This is a genomic window from Microbacterium paraoxydans, from assembly GCF_018224615.1.
Classification (GTDB): Bacteria; Actinomycetota; Actinomycetes; order Actinomycetales; family Microbacteriaceae; genus Microbacterium; species Microbacterium paraoxydans_B.
Genome location: NZ_JAGTUK010000003.1, coordinates 625,132 through 642,471 on the forward strand (window position 1 = coordinate 625,132; position 17,340 = coordinate 642,471).

18 protein-coding genes and 1 tRNA gene are annotated in these 17,340 nt (G+C 71.0%); 14 read left to right on the forward strand and 5 right to left on the reverse strand.

Annotation, left to right across the window (positions count from 1 at the left end; translation table 11 throughout):
- Nucleotides 1-132 precede the first annotated feature (132 nt).
- The 5 genes from KE274_RS13215 to KE274_RS13235 all read left to right on the forward strand — a co-directional run bounded on the left by KE274_RS13215 (nucleotide 133) and on the right by KE274_RS13235 (nucleotide 5,139).
- A complete protein-coding gene (locus KE274_RS13215) occupies nucleotides 133-690 on the forward strand; it encodes an RNA polymerase sigma factor (protein ID WP_211544446.1) in 558 nt (185 codons plus the stop codon).
- Nucleotides 687-1,841: a DUF4349 domain-containing protein gene (locus tag KE274_RS13220; RefSeq protein ID WP_211544448.1), complete on the forward strand. Its 1,155-nt coding sequence runs from the start codon at nucleotides 687-689 to the stop codon at nucleotides 1,839-1,841. Before KE274_RS13215 ends, KE274_RS13220 begins: the two co-directional genes overlap by 4 nt.
- A gap of 110 nt (nucleotides 1,842-1,951) precedes the next feature.
- Complete coding sequence (locus KE274_RS13225; RefSeq protein WP_211544450.1) at nucleotides 1,952-2,500, forward strand: ArsR/SmtB family transcription factor; 549 nt, start codon at nucleotides 1,952-1,954, stop codon at nucleotides 2,498-2,500.
- Nucleotides 2,500-3,741 (forward strand): MFS transporter, encoded by a 1,242-nt coding sequence (locus KE274_RS13230; protein ID WP_211544452.1) that lies wholly within the window; start codon nucleotides 2,500-2,502, stop codon nucleotides 3,739-3,741. The genes KE274_RS13225 and KE274_RS13230 overlap by 1 nt, the downstream gene beginning before the upstream one ends.
- A gap of 87 nt (nucleotides 3,742-3,828) precedes the next feature.
- Nucleotides 3,829-5,139 (forward strand): acyltransferase family protein, encoded by a 1,311-nt coding sequence (locus KE274_RS13235; RefSeq protein ID WP_211544454.1) that lies wholly within the window; start codon nucleotides 3,829-3,831, stop codon nucleotides 5,137-5,139.
- A 57-nt stretch (nucleotides 5,140-5,196) separates the two neighbouring features.
- Here the strand turns inward: KE274_RS13235 and KE274_RS13240 are convergent.
- Nucleotides 5,197-5,269: transfer RNA gene (locus tag KE274_RS13240), tRNA-Glu, on the reverse strand.
- A 152-nt stretch (nucleotides 5,270-5,421) separates the two neighbouring features.
- Here KE274_RS13240 and KE274_RS13245 point away from each other — a divergent pair.
- Nucleotides 5,422-6,060, forward strand: coding sequence for an MBL fold metallo-hydrolase (locus KE274_RS13245; RefSeq protein WP_211544456.1), 639 nt, complete (start codon nucleotides 5,422-5,424; stop codon nucleotides 6,058-6,060).
- Nucleotides 6,057-6,599, forward strand: a complete 543-nt coding sequence (locus KE274_RS13250; RefSeq protein WP_307872210.1) for a GNAT family N-acetyltransferase — start codon at nucleotides 6,057-6,059, stop codon at nucleotides 6,597-6,599. The genes KE274_RS13245 and KE274_RS13250 overlap by 4 nt, the downstream gene beginning before the upstream one ends.
- Here the strand turns inward: KE274_RS13250 and pepN are convergent.
- The 4 genes from pepN to KE274_RS13270 all read right to left on the reverse strand — a co-directional run bounded on the left by pepN (nucleotide 6,596) and on the right by KE274_RS13270 (nucleotide 12,061).
- A complete protein-coding gene (pepN, locus tag KE274_RS13255) occupies nucleotides 6,596-9,079 on the reverse strand; it encodes an aminopeptidase N (RefSeq protein WP_211544458.1) in 2,484 nt (827 codons plus the stop codon). The genes KE274_RS13250 and pepN overlap by 4 nt on opposite strands.
- 82 nt (nucleotides 9,080-9,161) lie before the next feature.
- Entirely contained in the window at nucleotides 9,162-10,196 is a 1,035-nt protein-coding gene (locus KE274_RS13260) for a DNA topoisomerase IB (RefSeq protein WP_211544460.1), read from the reverse strand.
- A gap of 70 nt (nucleotides 10,197-10,266) precedes the next feature.
- Complete coding sequence (locus tag KE274_RS13265; RefSeq protein WP_211544462.1) at nucleotides 10,267-10,773, reverse strand: hypothetical protein; 507 nt, start codon at nucleotides 10,771-10,773, stop codon at nucleotides 10,267-10,269.
- Between the two features lie 10 nt (nucleotides 10,774-10,783).
- Nucleotides 10,784-12,061, reverse strand: coding sequence for an MFS transporter (locus tag KE274_RS13270; RefSeq protein WP_249186322.1), 1,278 nt, complete (start codon nucleotides 12,059-12,061; stop codon nucleotides 10,784-10,786).
- A gap of 85 nt (nucleotides 12,062-12,146) precedes the next feature.
- On the opposite strand from KE274_RS13270, the gene KE274_RS13275 reads away from it, so the two are divergent.
- The 7 genes from KE274_RS13275 (at nucleotide 12,147) to KE274_RS13305 (ending at nucleotide 17,064) form a co-directional block, all read left to right on the forward strand.
- Nucleotides 12,147-12,977 (forward strand): hypothetical protein, encoded by an 831-nt coding sequence (locus tag KE274_RS13275; protein ID WP_211544466.1) that lies wholly within the window; start codon nucleotides 12,147-12,149, stop codon nucleotides 12,975-12,977.
- Nucleotides 12,978-13,131: 154 nt separating this feature from the next.
- Nucleotides 13,132-13,416 carry an uberolysin/carnocyclin family circular bacteriocin gene (locus KE274_RS13280; RefSeq protein WP_211544468.1) on the forward strand — a complete coding sequence of 95 codons (285 nt, stop codon included), beginning with the start codon at nucleotides 13,132-13,134 and terminating at the stop codon, nucleotides 13,414-13,416.
- Entirely contained in the window at nucleotides 13,409-13,993 is a 585-nt protein-coding gene (locus tag KE274_RS13285) for a stage II sporulation protein M (RefSeq protein WP_211544470.1), read from the forward strand. The genes KE274_RS13280 and KE274_RS13285 overlap by 8 nt, the downstream gene beginning before the upstream one ends.
- Complete coding sequence (locus KE274_RS13290; RefSeq protein ID WP_211544472.1) at nucleotides 13,993-14,595, forward strand: hypothetical protein; 603 nt, start codon at nucleotides 13,993-13,995, stop codon at nucleotides 14,593-14,595. Before KE274_RS13285 ends, KE274_RS13290 begins: the two co-directional genes overlap by 1 nt.
- Before the next feature lie 14 nt (nucleotides 14,596-14,609).
- A complete protein-coding gene (locus KE274_RS13295; RefSeq protein ID WP_211544473.1) occupies nucleotides 14,610-14,975 on the forward strand; it encodes a hypothetical protein in 366 nt (121 codons plus the stop codon).
- Nucleotides 14,972-16,465, forward strand: coding sequence for a hypothetical protein (locus KE274_RS13300; protein ID WP_211544475.1), 1,494 nt, complete (start codon nucleotides 14,972-14,974; stop codon nucleotides 16,463-16,465). The genes KE274_RS13295 and KE274_RS13300 overlap by 4 nt, the downstream gene beginning before the upstream one ends.
- Nucleotides 16,414-17,064 carry an ABC transporter ATP-binding protein gene (locus KE274_RS13305; protein ID WP_211544477.1) on the forward strand — a complete coding sequence of 217 codons (651 nt, stop codon included), beginning with the start codon at nucleotides 16,414-16,416 and terminating at the stop codon, nucleotides 17,062-17,064. Before KE274_RS13300 ends, KE274_RS13305 begins: the two co-directional genes overlap by 52 nt.
- The last annotated feature ends 276 nt before the right edge of the window (nucleotides 17,065-17,340 follow it).

Genomic DNA, 17,340 nt, shown 5'->3' on the forward strand with positions numbered 1-17,340 from the left:
ACTCCCTCTCGCCGGAGCCATGCTACCGGAGCATCGGGCCGCCGGAGCGACCGATCACACGCGGAAACCGCGATCTGAGACGATGGGCCCGATCGCGACACTCACCGGTGAGAGACACCGAACGGACACCCGATGCCTTCCCAGACGATTGACCAGAGGTGGGCGGCGCAGGCCGCGGCCGGCGACGAGAGCGCCTTCCGCGAGCTGTACCGTGCCCACGTGCGACCCGTGTACTGGATCGCGCAGGGCATCCTCGCCTCCCCCGCCGACGCCGAGGACGTGACCCAGGAGACGTTCGTGGTCGCGTGGCGCAAGCTCCCCGGCCTCGAACTCCAGGGCGAGTCGATCCTGCCCTGGCTCGCGACGATCTGCCGGTTCCAGGCGGCGAACCGCCTTCGGCAGCGTCGTCGGGATCAGGCGCACACGGCCGACGCCGTCGAGGAAGAACTGGCAGACACGGTCAGCGTGGAGGAGCAGGTGATCACCGCTGCGCTCGCCGACCGGATCGCCGCCGAGGTGGGCACGCTGAGCGAACTCGACCGCGAGATCTTCCGGCTGTGCGCATCGGAGGGCTACGCGTATCAGGCCGCGGCGGAAGAGCTCGGAGTCACGCACGCGGTCGTCCGGACCCGTCTCTCGCGAGTGCGCACGCAGTTGCGCGGCGCCGTGAAGGAAGTGAGAGACGCATGAACGCACAGACCCCCGATGAGCTCCCCGAGCTGTCCGACGAGACCATGGCCCGCATCGAGCACGCCGTCTTCGCCGAGATCGCCGAGGAGCGCGCGCCTGTGCGGCCCGCGCAGGCGAAGGCGCACCGTCGCCGGCGGGCCTGGCTCACCGGCGGCGGCATCGCGGCGGCCTTCGTCGTCGGGGTGCTGGTGACCCCGCCGATCCTCGACAGCGTGGGGGGCTCCGCGGTCTCCACGGTGGAGGGGCTGAGCCTGCCGGGCGACGCCGTGACCGAGTCCACCGACGCCGCGCCCGAAGGCACGGTGCCGGTGGCGCCCGGCTCACTGCCGGACGGCGCGCGCTCCGACACCGGCGGTGGTGCACTGCCCGGGGTGACGATGCCGGGCACCTCCACGTCGGATGAGGCCGCGGCGGACTCCGACCGGGAGATCATCACGACCGCGCAGGCGACCGTGCAGGTGAAGAGCATCCCCGACGCCGCCGACGCCATCGCGGCGCTCGCGGAGGAGAAGGGCGGCTACGTCGAGAGCACCGAGGTGGGCAAGGCGCTCGCGGTGGACGACACCCGCGCCCCCGCGCCCACGGACTCCGCGTACGGCTGGATCAGCGTCCGGGTGCCCTCGGCCGACCTCACCGTCGTGATCTCGGCGCTCGGCGAGACCGGCGAGGTGCTGTCGTCGTCGACGTCGAAACAGGACGTCACCTCCACCGCGATCGACCTCCAGGCGCGCGTCGACTCCACCAGGGCGTCCGTCGAGCGACTCACGCAGCTCATGGCGCAGTCCGGCAGCGTGTCGGAGCTGATCGAGGCCGAGGTCGCACTGACCGAACGGCAGGCGCAGCTGGAGTCGTACGAACAGCAGCTCGCGGCCCTCGACGACCAGGTGGCGATGTCGTCGCTGCAAGTACAGCTGACGAAGGCCGCGGCGCCGAGCACGGCCGATCCCGCGGGCTTCGGCGACGGGCTCTTGGCCGGATGGAACGGACTGGTCGTGTCGCTGAACGCGCTCGTGATCGCGGTGGGCTTCCTGCTCCCCTGGCTCGCGGTCGCCGCCGTGGTGGTGCTCGTCGTCTGGCTGATCCGTCGGGCGCGCCGCACGCGCCGGGCCCGGTCGTCCGTGGCCGCAGCCCGCGCCGACGACGAGGACTGACGCGGCTCCACGCGGCGCAGATCACTCATGATGGGTGGCCTGCGCCGCGTCTTTCCGAGGTATACAAGAACCCTTGTGCAGTTTCGCGGTCGCACCTAGCGTGATCCTCCGTGGAAGACATCTCCGTGATCACCGCCGTGCACCATCCGCTCCGCCGCCGCATCTACGACTACCTCCTCCTGTACGGCACCTGCCAGGTGACCACGCTCGCGCGCGCACTCGACAGCCAGGTGGGCAGCATCAGCCACCACCTGCGCATGCTCGAACGTGCCGGCGTCGTCGAGCGAGCGCCCGACCCGTCCGGGGACCGGCGCACGAGCTGGTGGCGGGTCGCACGGCGCGGCCTCACCTGGTCGGTCGACGACTTCGCCGATTCCCCCGCGGACGCCCTGCTCGCCAGAGAGGCACAGCGGCAGGGCATCCGCATGCAGATCGAACGGCTGCAGCGCTGGCACCGCCACCGGGACGACCCCGCGTACCGCGACTACGACGCGTCCAACACCGAGACCACCGCCTGGGCCTCACCCGACGAACTGCGTGATCTCTCGGGGCGACTGCTGGAGACTATCCGCGAGTGGCAGCGCGCGATCGACCCCGATGACGGGCAGCAGCGTGTGCCGGTGTTCGTGTTCGCGCACGCGTTCCCCACGGAGCCCTGATGACCGCGGTCACGGAACCCGTCGAGCTCACGCCGCCACCACCCTTCCGCCGTGACCGGATGGTGCAGGCCTGGATCGGGGTGAAGGCCCTGTCCGACGCCGGCGACGCGCTCTGGACCATCGCCCTGGCGTGGACAGCGGTGCAGATCGCCTCCCCCGCGGTCGCCGGTCTCATCGTGGCCGCCGGGACCGTGCCGCGGGCGCTGATCCTGCTGTTCGGCGGAGTCCTCGCCGACCGCGTGGACGCCCGCCGCGTGATGCTGCTGTTCACCGTGGCCCGTGTCGCCGTGCTGGTCACGGTCGCCCTGTGGGTGCTGGCGACGCCGCCGACCGTCACCGTGCTGCTGCTCGCCGCGGTGGCCTTCGGGGTGTGCGACGCGTTCTACGAGCCGTCGGCCGGCACCGTCGCTCGTCAGCTCGTCCGCACGTCCGACCTCCCGTCGTACGGGGCCGCGGCGCAGACGGCCTCGCGCCTCGGCACGATGGGCGGCGCCGCGGTGGGTGGTCTGGTGGTCGCGCACGCCGGGCTCGCGGGAAGTGCCTCGGTCAACGCGCTCACCTTCACGGTCGTGCTGGCGTTCCTCGCGTTGGGGCTGCGCCCGCGGTTCCGCCTCGCCCGGGCCCCGCGCGAGTCCACACTGCGGGGCATCGCCGCCGGGTTCGCCCACCTCGCCGCGAACCGGCCCACGCGCACCCTGGTGCTCGCCCTGTCCGGACTGAATCTGGCCGTCGGGCCCGCGGTCGGGATCGGGCTGGCGCTGCGTGCCGACGAGGCAGGGTGGGGCGCGCCGGCCGTCGGATTGTTCGAGGCGCTGCTCGGCCTCGGTGCCGCGCTCGGCGCGATCACGGTCGCGGCCTGGCGACCACGGCGCGAGGCGTACAGCGGCTTCTGGGCCCTGGTGGTCCAGGGCGCAGGGATCGTCGCGCTCGGCATCGGACCGGCGTGGACGGTGGGCGCGGCGGCGTTCCTCATCGGCGGCACGGCCGGATTCGCATCCGTGCTGCTCAGCGCGACGTTCTCCGCGACCGTCGACACCGCGTATCTCGGCCGGATGGGCGCGCTCACCCGCCTCGGCGACGACTGCCTGATGCCGGTGGCGATGGCGGGCTTCGGGGCGCTCGCCTCCGCAACCGCGATCTGGGTGCCGTTCGCGGTCTTCGGCACGACGATGATGGCGCTCATGATCGTCCCGCTGGCCCATCCAGAGTTCCGCGCGCTGTCGTTGCGGCCTGCCCGCTGAGCTGCGGTCGCGAGCGGCCGACGTGGCGCGATTCCGTCATCCACAGGCGGCGACGGCGCACCTGCGCCCGCCCGTAGCCTCGTCCGCATGACGCACGCCACCGACACCCCGCCCCGCACCGCTCTCGCCGGACGCGACCTGACCCTCGATCTCGCCCGCGTGGTCTGCGTGATCCTGGTCGTCGGCATCCACCTCCTTTTCGTCGGCGTCGGACGACGCGACGACGGCGGACTCGTCATCGAACGGACAGCCGAGCACCTCCCGTTCTTCGACGTGGCGACGTGGTTCCTCGACATCATGCCGCTGTTCTTCGTGGTGGGCGGCTACGCGCTGCGGGCGGGATGGCGCTCTGCGATGGCGCGCGGCGAATCCGCCGACCGGTTCATCCGGGTCCGCCTCGCCCGTCTGGCACGACCCGCGCTGCCGCTCTTCGTGTTCCTGACGGTTGCGCTCGGTGGCGCCCTCGCTCTCGGCGTGGATCCGGACCTCGTCGACACGATCGCGATCGGCGTCGGCTCGCCGCTGTGGTTCCTGGCGGCGTACCTGCTCGTCCAGGCCTGCGCGCCAGGCATGATGCGGTTGCACGAGCGGTTCGGTGTGCGCGTGCCGATGGTGCTCCTCGCCGCCTCGCTGCTGGTCGACGTCGTCCGCCTCGTGCTCGTCGCGGGGATCCTCGACATCGGTCCCGTGCCGGCCACCGGCTACGGCTTCGGACACGAACTTTTCGGCGTTCCCAACGTGTTCGCGGTGTGGCTGTTCGCCCAGCAGGTGGGCTTCTTCCTTTTCGACGGATGGTTCGCGCGACGATCGGTCGCGCAGCTGCTCGCCCTGGTGCTCGGCGGGTACGGTGCGCTGGGGGCTCTGGTGGCGGTCGCCGGGTATCCCACGAGCATGCTCGCGAACCAGTGGCCTCCGAGCGCGCCGCTCGCCGTGCTCGCCGTGGTCCAGGCCGCGACCCTGGCGCTGCTGCATCGTCCCCTCACAATGCTCATGCGAACCAAGGCCGCACAGGGGGTCGTGCTCGTGGTCGGTTCCCGACTGATGACCGTCTATCTCTGGCATCTGCCCGTGATCCTGCTGCTCACCGGACTCGAGCTGCTGCTCCCGCTTCCTCTGCCGACGCCCGGGAGCATCTCGTGGTGGTCGACCCGCCCGCTGTTCCTCCTGGCGGTGCTCGCGGTGGTGTGGCTCGCGTCGCTGCGGCTCGTGCGCTTCGAGGTGCTTCCCCGCATCGCCGCACTCCGCTTCCCCTCACCGGTCGCCACGGTCGCCGCGGTGGTCGTCTTCGCAGCCCCGATCCTCGGCATCACCCTGTACGGTCTCGATCCGGTGCTGGCGGCCACGGCCACCGCCGCGACCGCCGTCGCGCTCTGGCTCACGGGTGGTCGCCCTGCGTGACCGGGCGACAACGACGAAAGCCCCCCGGGCAAACCGGAGGGCTTTCGTCGTGTTGTGTGACCCCAGCGGGATTCGAACCCGCGTTACCGCCGTGAGAGGGCGGCGTACTAGGCCGCTATACGATGGGGCCGTCTGGCGGAGCGTTTCCGTCCCGCGACAACCGTTCAAGTATGGCATGGCATTTCTCCGCGCGCCAAATCGACGCCGCAGGGACGCGACGCCCGGGCGTGGCGCGCCGCCGGGGTGATTGCCGCAGCGACCGTGGAGGGGTTGACTCGTGTCATGCGCGTCTCCAAGTTCGAACATGCCGCCCTCCGCCTCGACCTCAACGGCCAGACCCTCTTGGTCGACCCGGGCTCGTTCACGACCCCGCCCGACGACCTCAGCGGACTGGTAGGGGTGGTGCTCACCCACGAGCATCCCGATCACTGGACTCCGGAACAGTTGGATCGGATCCTGCGCGCCGCACCCGGCACGCCCGTCTATGGACCCGAGGGGGTCGCGCGGGCGGCGGAGGGCTACGACATCACGGTCGTCTCTCCCGGCGACACCGTCGAGGTCGGGCCTTTCACGCTGCGCTTCTTCGGCGGCACCCACGCCGTGATCCACTCGTCCATCCCGACCATCGACAACGTCGGCGTGCTGGTCAACGATGAGCTCTACTATCCGGGCGACTCGTACGCGGTACCGGAGGGCGTCGACGTGCCGACCCTGGCCGCACCGCTCGGCGGTCCGTGGCTCAAGATCGGCGAGGCGATGGACTACGTGCTCGCGGTCAAGCCGCGCCGCGCGTTCGGCACCCATGACATGACGCTCTCCGTGATCGGGCGCAACATGCATCGGCAGCGCCTGCAGTGGGCGACCGAGCAGCACGGCGGCGAGTTCTTCGTGCTGGATCCCGGCGACTCGCTCGACCTGTGAGCACGGCACCGTCGGCCGCCCCGCGACGACTGCTCCCCCGTCCGACCGCGCGGCTCGTGTTCCGGGAGATGACCGAGGCCGACCTGGACGACCTCGCCGCGCTCCTCGGCGACCCCGCGGTGATGACGTACTACCCCGCGCCGAAGACCCGGGCGGAGAGTGCGGAGTGGATCGCGCGGATGCGCGAGCGCTATGCGAGAGACGGGCACGGACTGTGGACCGTGGAGACCCGCGACGGCACGTTCGTCGGCGACTGCGGACTCACGTGGCAATCGTCCAACGGCAGGCCCGTGCTCGAGGTCGGCTACCACGTGCGGCGCGAGCTCCAGGGGCGGGGCTATGCCACCGAGGCCGCGCGCGCCTGCGTCGAGCTCGTCGCGCGTGAACTCGCACCGACGCTGTTGACCGCGATCATCCACCCCGACAACACCGCGTCGCGCCGAGTCGCGGAGAACCTGGGCATGCGGCACATCGAGGATGACCGTGCGCACGAGTGGATCGTGCGCACGGTCATGGGGATGACGGTCGAGCCGGACTAGCCCTGGGCCGCGCGGACCCGGAGGTCCCTGGCCAGATGGTCGCGCTGCTCCACCACGAGGCGGCGCAGCGCCCCCGGCGCGTCCGGGTTGGCGTCGAGCCAGGCGTCCACCGGGTCGAGCGTGTCACTCGCCGGGAACAGCCCGAGCACGAGGCGCTGCGCGAGCTCGATGCTGCGTTCGCTCCAGGCCTCGCGGATGCGGGAGAAGTACTCGGCGTCGAAGCCGGCGATCAGGTCGCGGCGACCGCCCGCGCGGAAACCGGCGATCTCGGCGTCGAGGTGGTCGTTCGTGAGCGAGTGATCGTCCCAGGCCGCCGCCCACGCCGCAGCGCGCGCGGACGCGTCGGGACGCGACGCCCGTGCACGGCGGGCGGCGGTGCGCCCGTCGCCGGTGTCGTCGCGCTCCTCCTCGGCGGCGATGTCCATGCCATCGGCGTGCCCTGTCGTCACAAGCGCCGTCAGCAGCTGCCACCGCAGATCGGGGTCGATCACGAGTCCGTCGGGGGCACGACCGTCGAGCATGTCGCGCAGGTCACCGTGGTGCACGTCATCGAACGCCGACGCCGCCGCCAGGGCCCGCGCCCACGACAGCTGCGCGTCACTGCCCGCCGCCGCGGACTGCAGTGCCGACCAGCACGCCTCGGTCCACGCGCGCTGCTCCTCGGTGCGCCGGTCGTCGGCGACGAAGTGCCGCACCGTGAACGCCGCGTTCTGCAGCGCCGCAGCCTGGAGCGCGCCGTTCGGCTCCGCCGGCGCGTGCGCGCGGACGATGCGCAGGAACCGCGACGCATCGAGCTCCCCGTCACGGGTCGCGTTCCACAGCGCCGACCAGACGAGTGCTCGAGCCAGCGGATCCTCGATCGCCGACAGCGACTCCTCCACCGTCGCAAGAGACCGCTCGTCCAACCGGGTCTTCGCGTACGTGAGGTCGTCGTCGTTCAGCAGCACGAGATCCGCGTCGGGCACGTCGATCTGCACGCGCTCGCCGGGAAGATCCAGCTCCCGTTGCTCGCGGCGCACGACCCGACCGTCGACGCGGTCGTAGAAACCGATGCGCAGCCGATGCGGACGCGAACCGCTCTGCGTGAGGAAGCGGTGGCCGTCGTCATCGGCCTCGATGCGCAGCGTGGAGACCCCGGTCGTCTGCAACCACGCGGCCGCCCAGTCGGTCATGTCGCGACCGGAGACCGCGCTGAGCTGCACGAGGAAATCCTCGAGCGTGGTGTTGCCGAACGCGTTCGCCGCGAAGTACCGGCGCGCGCCCTCGAAGAACGCGTCGTCGCCGACATAGGCGACCAGCTGCTTCAGCACCGAGGCGCCCTTGGCGTAGGTGATGCCGTCGAAGTTGAGCTTCGCGGCCTCGAGGTCGGGGATGTCCGCCACGATCGGGTGGGTCGTCGGCAGCTGATCCTGCTGATACGCCCACGACTTGCGGCGCATCGCGAACGTGACCCACGCATCGTGGAACCGCGTCGCGACGGCCGACGCGTGCGACCCCATGTAGTCGGCGAACGACTCCTTGAGCCACAGGTCGTCCCACCACGTCATGGTCACGAGGTCACCGAACCACATGTGCGCCATCTCGTGCAGGATCGTGTTCGCCCTGGCCGCCCGCTGCGCCTCCGTGGCCGCGCCCCGAGACAGGTACGACTCGGTGAACGTCACCAGCCCCGGGTTCTCCATCGCGCCGAGGTTGTACTCGGGGACGAAGATCTGGTCGTACTTGCCCCACGGGTACGGGTAGGCGAACGCATCGGTGAAGAAGTCGAGACCCTGTCGGGTGACCTCCAGGATCTCCTCCGCCTCGAGGTGCTCCGCGAGCGACCGCCGCACGAAGAGGCCGAGTGCGATGCGCTGTTCGTCACGCGTCCACTCGCCGTCCACGCGCGTGTAGGGGCCGGCGGCGACCGCGGTGATGTAACTGGAGATCGGCAGCGTGGGTGCGAATTCCACGCGCTGGACACCCACGCCGAGATCGACGTGCGCGGGTGACTGGTTCGACAGCACCTCCCAGCCCGACGGTGCATCCACCACGAAGGTGTACGCGGCCTTGAGGTCGGGCTGCTCGAAGCACGCCATCACGCGACGCGAATCGGCCGGCTCGTACTGCGTGTACAGGTACGTGCGGTCGTCGGCGGGATCGTGGAAGCGGTGCAGTCCCTCGCCCGAGCGACTGTAGGCGCCGATGGCCTCGACCCGGACGACGTTCGACGCAGCGAGGCCGGTGAGGGCGATGCGGGCGCCGTCGTACTCCACCTCGCGCTCCTCGCCGTTGACCTCGACACGGCGTACCTCTTCGCCGATGAAGTCGAGCCAGGTCGCGTCGGTCGTCGCGTCGAACTCCAGCGTCGTGGCCGTGGGGAATCCGGTGCGGGCCCGCTCCGGCGCTCCGGTCAGGTCGAGCTCGACGCGGATGCGGTGGAGGGTGACGGCCACGGATCGCGCAGCGGTCTCCTCGCGGGTCAGGTTGGCGGTGTCCATCCCTCCATCCTGGCATCCTGACCGGGTTCGCACGGTGCCGGCGGTCAGGCGCGGATCTCCGGCGGCGCGTTTCCGGCCGTGCCTACGCGGTCGACGCCGCGGCGGATCGCCGCCCTCTTCCCGTCTCTCTCCGGTTGATCTTGCGCGAGGTCTCCGGGCCGCCGAGCAGCCGGCGGATCGCCGTCTCCGGAGTCACGTCGAGGTCGAGCGTGCGCCCACGCGCGTACTGACGGAACACCCGCGGGTCGATGTAGCTGTTGCGCGCGACGGCAGTCGTGTTCCCGAGCGCGGTGGCCGCCGCCTGCACGGCCAATCGCTCGGCCTGCGCGCGCTGCCCCTTCCGGTCGAGCACCCCGATGCGTGCGAGGGCGTCGGCCGCGATGATCGTGCCGTGCAGCGTGCGGAAGTCCTTCGCCGTGAAGCTCGCCCCCAGGACGTCCTTCAGGTACGCGTTGACCTCGGCCGGGGTGATCTTCACCCGGCGCCGACCCTTGCGGTACGCCAGCAGGAACGCATTCGAGGCACCGGCGGAGAAGTCGGTGAGAGCATCGGCGAGGGCCTCGTCCGTGATCTCGATCGAGGCGGTGCGGCCGCTCTTCGCCGGGAAGGACAGGGCGACGTCACGGCCGTCCAGGCGCACGTCGCGGCGCCGCAGGGTGGTCAGGCCGCGGCTGCCATGACGCGCCAGGTACCGCTCCGAGCCGATGCGGAGGGCGGCGTCGTCGAGCAGGCGGAACGCGATCGCGAGCGCCCTCTCCTTCGTCTGGCCCTCTTCTCGCAGCGCCCTGGTCACCTGCGCTCGTGCGCTCGGAAGCGCAGAGGCGAGGTCGAGCGCACGGACGAACTTCCGGCGGTCCCGCGAGACACGCCACAGCGGATGGTAGAGGTACTGCTTGCGTCCGGCCTGGTCGATGCCGACGGCCTGGATATGGGCGAGCGGATCGGCCGCGATCCACACGTCGCGCCACGCCGGAGGGATCACCAGGTCGCCGATGCGTTCGCGGTCGGCTTCCGGCGCGGGCGCCCCGGTCGGGTCGACATAACGGAAGCCCGACCCTGACCGCTGTCGCCGGAACCCGGGATCGACACCCGGCACCACCCTGATCAGCCGCGCCATGCCTGCTCCTCCCATCCGGTCACGAGGCGAGCCTGCCCGAGCACGCCGCGCGCGAAAAGGGAGTGGCGCCTCACCCCGGCGAGGTGCTATCCGCCGCCCGCTCCTTCGCGAACACCGTGCGCATGTGGTCGCTCGTGAGGAAGTCGGCGATGCCGATCATGATCAGGCTGAACACGATCTGCTCGGTCACCATCCACACGGGGTACAGCCCGGGGATCGCCGCCATGACCAGTGTGATCACCGGGAAGATCTGCGCGAACAGGCGGAGCCGCTGATACGCCCAGCGCCATCCCCGCCGCGCCCGCCAGGCGAAGTAGAACAGGGTGGCGGTCATCGCCAGGACGATGAGCGTGCGCATCCAGACCGCGAACGGCACCTGCTCGCCGTCCACCGCGAGGACGAGGGCGACCACCACCGCCCCCACTCCCAGCACGAGCTCCGCGACGAGCAGCCACAGGATCCAGGTGAACGCGCGAACGGTCTTCGGGTGGGTGCGGCCGGCCTCGCTGATCGCGACCCCGGCCTGTCGGCCGCCGGCGATCCGGTCGAGTCGGAGGAACAGCGATTCGAGGGCCATGGAACGGAGCCTAGACCGGGGCGTCGCCCGTGGCCTCCACCGTTCGATGGACCTCGGGCGTCCCGTTGGCGGCCGCGGGCACGACGCGTTCGAGGACGAGCGCCAGCACTCCCACCGCGAGGCTGCCCGCGACCATGACGGCGACGAACCAGCCGTCGGCACCGACGCCGAGGAGCAGTCCGGCGACGAGCGGCCCGGTGATCGCGCCGCCCTGGAAAGCCGCGGAGTTGATCGCGTTGTATCGACCACGCGTACGGTCCGTCGCGAGGTCGTTGTAGATGGCGGGCACCGTGGGCTGCAGCATGGTCTCCCCGAACGCGAACACCCCCATGAAGGCGATCACTCCGATCGCGGCCGCGAGCGATCCGGGCAGCAGCCCCGCTGCCCCGAGCGTGACCCAGGACAGGGCCCAGATGAGCGCCATGACCTGCATCACGCGCGTGCGTCGCCTGCCGGAGATGAGCCGCAGCACCGCGAACTGCAGCAGCACGATGACCGCGGTGTTGACGGCGAACGAGATGCCAACGACACGCGTCGACACCTCGGCGACCTGCCGGGCGAACGCCGGGAACCCGGCCTCCAGCTGCCCATAGCCGATGAAGACGGACAGGAACGTGAGCAGCGTCAGCCACAGCACCGCGGGACGACGCACGATCTCGCGATAGCGGCCCGCGGTGTCGTCTGCCGCCGCGTCGTGCTCCGGCTGCGTGCGCACGCGCCGGAGCGGTCCGAGCAGCAGGGCGAGCGGGATGAGGCTGGTCGCGGCATCCACCAGGAAGATCGCGGTGAAGGTCGCGGGATCGTCCACGTTCACGAAGAAGCCGCCGATGATGCCGCCGACGCCGATGCCCAGGTTCACAAGCGCGAAGTTGACGCCGAAGTACTGCTGGCGGAGCTCCCCCTCGACCACCGAGGCGATGAGCGCGTTGAAGCCCGGCCAGGAGACCCCGAAGTTCACGCCGATCAGGACCACCGCCACCGTGGCCACGGCGGGGTGCGTCGCGTACGCGAGGAGCGTGCACCCGGCGATCATCGACACGAGTCCGATGATCAGCACGCGGCGGGCCCCGTAGCGGTCGATCAGCGTGCCACCCGGTCCGGTCACGACGAGGCCGGTGATGGCGATCAGGCTCATGAGCGCGCCAGAGAAGCCCAGGTCGAAGCCGCGCACCTCGTGGAGATAGATGATCGTGAACGGCAGGGTCATGCCGCGGCCCAGCGTCTGTATGGCCACGGTCGACAGCAGCCACCGACCCTCGGTGGGCAGCGCTTGCCAGAAGGAGCTCATTCCGATCACCTCGATAGTGTTCCAGCGACCTCGGACATCGGCGGCGCGAACGGCCGGAACACGCCCGAACCGATATTCTGCGACCATGCCGCTGTCATACGAGGAGTTCCGGTCGTCTCTGCTGAGCGACGAGGGGCTGCGCGCCCTCGGCCTGCCGCTGACCGCGGACGAGGCCCGGCGGGTGCAGGCCGATGAGCAGGCCAGCCGCAGCTGGTACGACTACTGGCTCACCGTCAGCGGTCAGGCGAGACCCCCCGTGGAGACCGTCGCCGCGACCATACCGCTCGGTGGTCACGACCTGCCCACCTCCGCCCCGACCGCGTATCCCGCCGCCTACGGTGCGACGACCGAGGCGTACGCGACCGGTGCCGCCCCGTTCAGCACGCCGCCCCTCGACCCGGGTGGGAGCGGCACGGCTCGCCCGCGTCGCGTCGGACTCTGGGTCGCGCTCTCGATCGTCGGGGCCCTGCTCCTGATCGCCGCGATCGTCACGGTCTTCGCGTTCGCCACCGCCCGGCACTGGACCAAGGTGGACGTGCCGGAGAAGCCGGAGACGTTCCACAGCGAGGAATACGAGACGGGCGCCTACTTCGTGACCGACGACGGCGTGAGCCCCTGCTACGTCGACCAGGACTGGACGGACTGCATCGCCGCCATGGAGGCGCAGTACGCGGGAGCCTGTGCCGACGTGGAACTGGTGCCCTCCGCCGCCGAGCTGTGCGCCCAGCACCGCGCCGAGATCGACCGCATGATCGCGGAGGACGTCGACGGCACCTACGTCGCCTCCCTGGGAGACTTCGGCCATCTCACGCGCACCCCGGAGACCGCGACGCGCCAAGTGTCCAACGACGACTACGAGCCCGCCGTGACGCACGAAGCCGTGTGCTACCTCGGCTTCCTCGGCGAATGCGAGTGAGCCGGACGCTCGGCATCCCCGGGTTCTGAACCATCGACCGGTGAAGGTCCGGTCGATCGTCCTACGCATCGCGACACCTCGCGAGCGACGATTTTCGTTGTCGGGCAGAGAGCCCGGGCCCGTCCCGCGAGACGGAGGACGAAAGAAGGACACCATGCAGAATCCGATCACCGAATCGAGGACGTCGCGAGGCACGATCACCGCGGCCGCCGTCGTCGCCGCACTCGGCCTCGTGTTCGCCGGCCTCAGTGCGGCGTACATCGCCGGCATGTTCGGCCTCTCCACCGCCGTCGCCTCGCAGATCGTGAACGCGATCACCGTGGGCGGCGCCGTCCTCGCGATCGCGATGGCGGTCGTCTCCGGCGGCATCGCGGGCGCGGTCGTCGCGACCGCGCGCTGGGCGATCACCGCGTGGGGCAAGAAGGCGGCCGTTGCCTGAACACCCCCGTACGGGCGGAGGAGTGCGATCGGGGTGGTGGCGACTCGTCATTGCGTTCCTGAGCGCTCTCCTCCCCTTCACGGTGGCGGCCGGCGTCGGTTTCGCCACGCTCCACGGACGGACCGCGGGCGGAGGCGGGGTGCTCGCGGCTCCCCTGGGCGACACCGGCAGCCCTCTCCTCCTGGGCATCCTGCTCCGCAACACAGCCGTCGCACTCGCCCTCTTCAGCGGCGTGCTCACGGTCGGCATCGGTTCGGTGCTCGGGATCGCTTTCCAGGGGTTCGTGGTGGGGGCGAGCACGGGAGCGGCGGCCACGGAGGTCGGCGCCGCCTCGGCACTCGGCTCGGTGGTCGGCTATGCCGTGATCGAGATCCCCGCTCTGCTGCTCGCCGCGGCCGCGGGGATGCTTCCCGCGGTAGCCGCGCTTCTCGCCTCTCGTGGCGTGCCACCAGCGGCGCCACTGTCCCGGTACGTCGCGGCCTTCCGCCCCGCTCTGTTCGTCTTGGGCGCGGCCCTCCTCCTACTGGTCGTCGGCGCGGCCGTCGAAACCTCTCTGATCACGTCTCGGAGTCACTGATGTCCTTCTCCCCTCCGCCGCCCGCTCCCCCGGTGCACGAGCCCGTGCGAGCGCGCACCCGGACCGACCGCCGCGTCCTGTGGGGTGCGGTGCTGGCCCTCGGTGTGCTGACCACCGTCCGGCTCTCCGGCCAACTGCTCGAGCGCATTGCGAGCGACGCGCAGGTGCGCGGACTCACCGCCGATCTGCACGACCCCGCCCTCGCCGAGCTCGCCGTCCGGGCGGGAGTGACTCTGGCCGTGGTCGCGTCCGTGATCTTTCAGGGGCTGTACCTGCTCCTGTGCGCCACCATCGATGAGCGACTCCTGCCCGGCGCGATGATCACGACCGGCGTCTGCCGCGGCGGCGAGCGGCGGACCGGCGTGGGCTTCGCGGTGCTGGTGGGGGCAGGCGCGACCATTCCCGTGCAGCTCGTGGCACTGGCCCTCGGCGTCGCCGCGCCGAAGGACTCGCCGCTTCTGTATCTCTGGCTGATCGGACTCGTCACCGTCGCGGCCGCCCTGACCATCCGGCGCTCGTCTGCGTCCGGGCGTTCCGCCCGGACCTGGCTGCTCGTCCCTCTCATCCTCGCGGCCGTCGCGGCCCTGTCACTCGCCTTCTGATCCGAGGAGCCCGCATGCAGAACCTCTATGTGAAGACCCGCCGCATCGTCGCGATCCTGCTCGCGGTGGCACTCGTGGTGTTCGCCGTGCTCGCACTCGTGTCCGGCCCGAGTACGGGTGCGCTCGTGAGCGCGATCGTCGCGGCGATCGCGGTGCCCCTGCTCGTGTTCGCGATCGTCCCGTCGACGGTGCGGGTGAAGCGAGACGCGACAGCGTACTTCCTGGCCGCCAGCGCCATCGCCGTGGCGTGGGGCGCTTCTCCGCTGAGCGGTGCCGTTCTCACCTACCTGCCCGCCCTCGTCGTGGCTGTGGGGTACGCCACCGTCGCGGTCACGCTCGGCGCGGAGGAGAGCGCGGCGCACACCCGCGACCGGCTATGACCCGCACCGCGGTGCGCGCGGCGCGGAACATCAGAGATGCCGCCACGCTCGACAGTCTCGGCTGGTCACTCCCGCTGTCGACCTTCCGCGGAGCGAAGATGGTCGGGGTTCTCGCACTCGTCTGCGGCTGTGGCATCGTTGCCGCGATCGCGACCGACGCCCTGCGCAGCGCGTTTCCTCCGGTCGGCGTCGAGTTCGCGGCGCTCGGGGCGCTCACCGTCGGCCTCTACGCTCTCGTCGCTCACGCCGTGCGCGAGACCCTGACGGTGCGGCGCGCACTGTTGACCGATCATCCCCGCGCAGACTTCTTCCGTGCGGTGGGCATCCCGCGGCGGTTGGTCGTGCTCACGGAGGCTGCGGGGCGTCTGGTCGTGATGGCCGCGGTGGCCTTCGGCGTCGCAGCGGGGGTGTTCGTCCGGGCGTCAGCGGGGCAGGCGGCGGGGTCCCTGCTCGCCGCGGTGTGTGCAATGCCCCTCGCGGTCGCCGCGGGAGCCCTCGCGATCACGGCCTCCGTGGCGGCATGGTCGCGCCGAGGCGGACGCCCCGGACCGCTCGGCGCCGGACTGTACGGGCTCGCCGCCGGCGGCGCACTCGCGGTGATCGCGCGTGGTGCGGTCGACGCGGCCGCCGAGGCTCAGGAGCGCACGGGGGTCCCCCTCGATCTCTGGGGGGCGGCGGCGCCCGTGCTCCTGCTCGTCGCTGTCCTTGCGGCGGCCGCTGCCTCCTGCGCCCTGCGGGACCTCGGTGTGCAGAACTTCCCGATCGTGGCGATCACCGCGGATGGTCCCGGCGACGCCACGCGCGGCACCGCGCGCCACCCTCTGCCGTGGCTCCGGATCGTTCTGAGCGACCTGCGTCCGCCCGCACGCCGGGCCGCATTCTCGCGGCTGGTCTTCGTCAGCTGGGCGGTCGGCGCGGCGGTCGTGGGTGTGTCGCTGACGACGCGAGACGTCTTTCCCTGGGCGCCGCCCACGGTGATCGTCGATCGCCTGGCAGTCGCGTTCTCGTTCTTCCTCGGTCTGGCGCTGGCCGAGATGCTCACTCGCTGGATCGGACCGGCCGCACTGTCCGCACGGTGGCGGGCGTGCTGGGAGGCGGGCGGCAACCTGACCGCTCTCGCGGCGACTCCGCTGGCCGTGGGAGTGGCCGCCATGACCCTCGTAGCGGTCCCGGTCGCGGCGGCCTCGGCAACGCTCGGCGGCGATGTGGCCGTGGTCGTCGCCGTGCTGTGGTCCGCATTGGCGGCGGCGTGGTTCGCGGCGGCCGCGGTCCCGGGCGAACCGCCGGGTCCGGATGGTACCGCCGGCACGTCCCTCGCGGGCGCCGTCCTCTGCGTGATCGTCTCCGCGGCCCTCGCGCTCGCCCTGCTGAGCGCCGCGACGGCGAGGCTCTCCCTGCTCGGCCTGGTTCTCGTCGTTCTCACCCTCGGAGGTGCCCTGTGGATCACTCGTCGACGCATCCTGTTCCTTCCATCCAGGTCGCTGGTCTGACCGCGGGCTACAGCCCCGCGCGTCCGGTGCTGGTCGACCTGACCGCGAGGCTGCGGGGGCCGGGCATCATCCGCCTGGACGCACCGAACGGCTCAGGCAAGTCGACGTTCATCGAGGCCGCTTCGGGCTATCTGCGACCGAGCGCCGGAAGCATCCGGATCAGCGGACACGAGGCGCGCACGTCGCATGCGAGGGCCGTCCGGCGTGTGTGCCGGGCAACTCCGGCACTCCATCCGCGCCTGAGCCTGGTGGACCATCTGGCTCTCGGGGCCGACCTGGCCGGGACGGATCGAGCGGCGGCCGTCGAGCGCGCCCGCCGGTTCGGTCTCGAAGAGTGGTTCGGCTCGCGGACGACGGCGTTGTCCACCGGCACCACGCGGAAGCTCTGGTACCTCCTGTGCACGATGGGCGACTTCTCCGTGGCGCTGCTGGACGAGCCCTTCAACGGCGTGGACCGCGAGAGCACCGCCCTCATGGTGGAGGAGCTGAACCACTGGGCCGAGCGCGCGTTGATCGTGCTGGTCGGTCACACGCTTCCCGACGGACTGGGCGTCGCCGCCCGCTGGTCGTTGCGCGACGGTGACGTCGCGCCCGGGTGAGCCGACGACCGGTTGTCCCCCAAACAGCCGACAGACAAAAGTCCTCATGTGAGGCACACTGGTTGTCGAACGGGTACGCACGGTGGGGATCGAACGGACACGCCCGTCGCTCGGGGAAAAGGCATGCGGTTGCAGGGACGACGCGAACACGACAGACCAGGGACATCGACGACGCGAGATCTCCAATTCCTTCTCGTCGACGCTCACACGCTTCGCGTACGGGGAAGCCTCTCGCTCGACGACGCCGCGACGAGGCGACCACCCCATGCCCCCGCG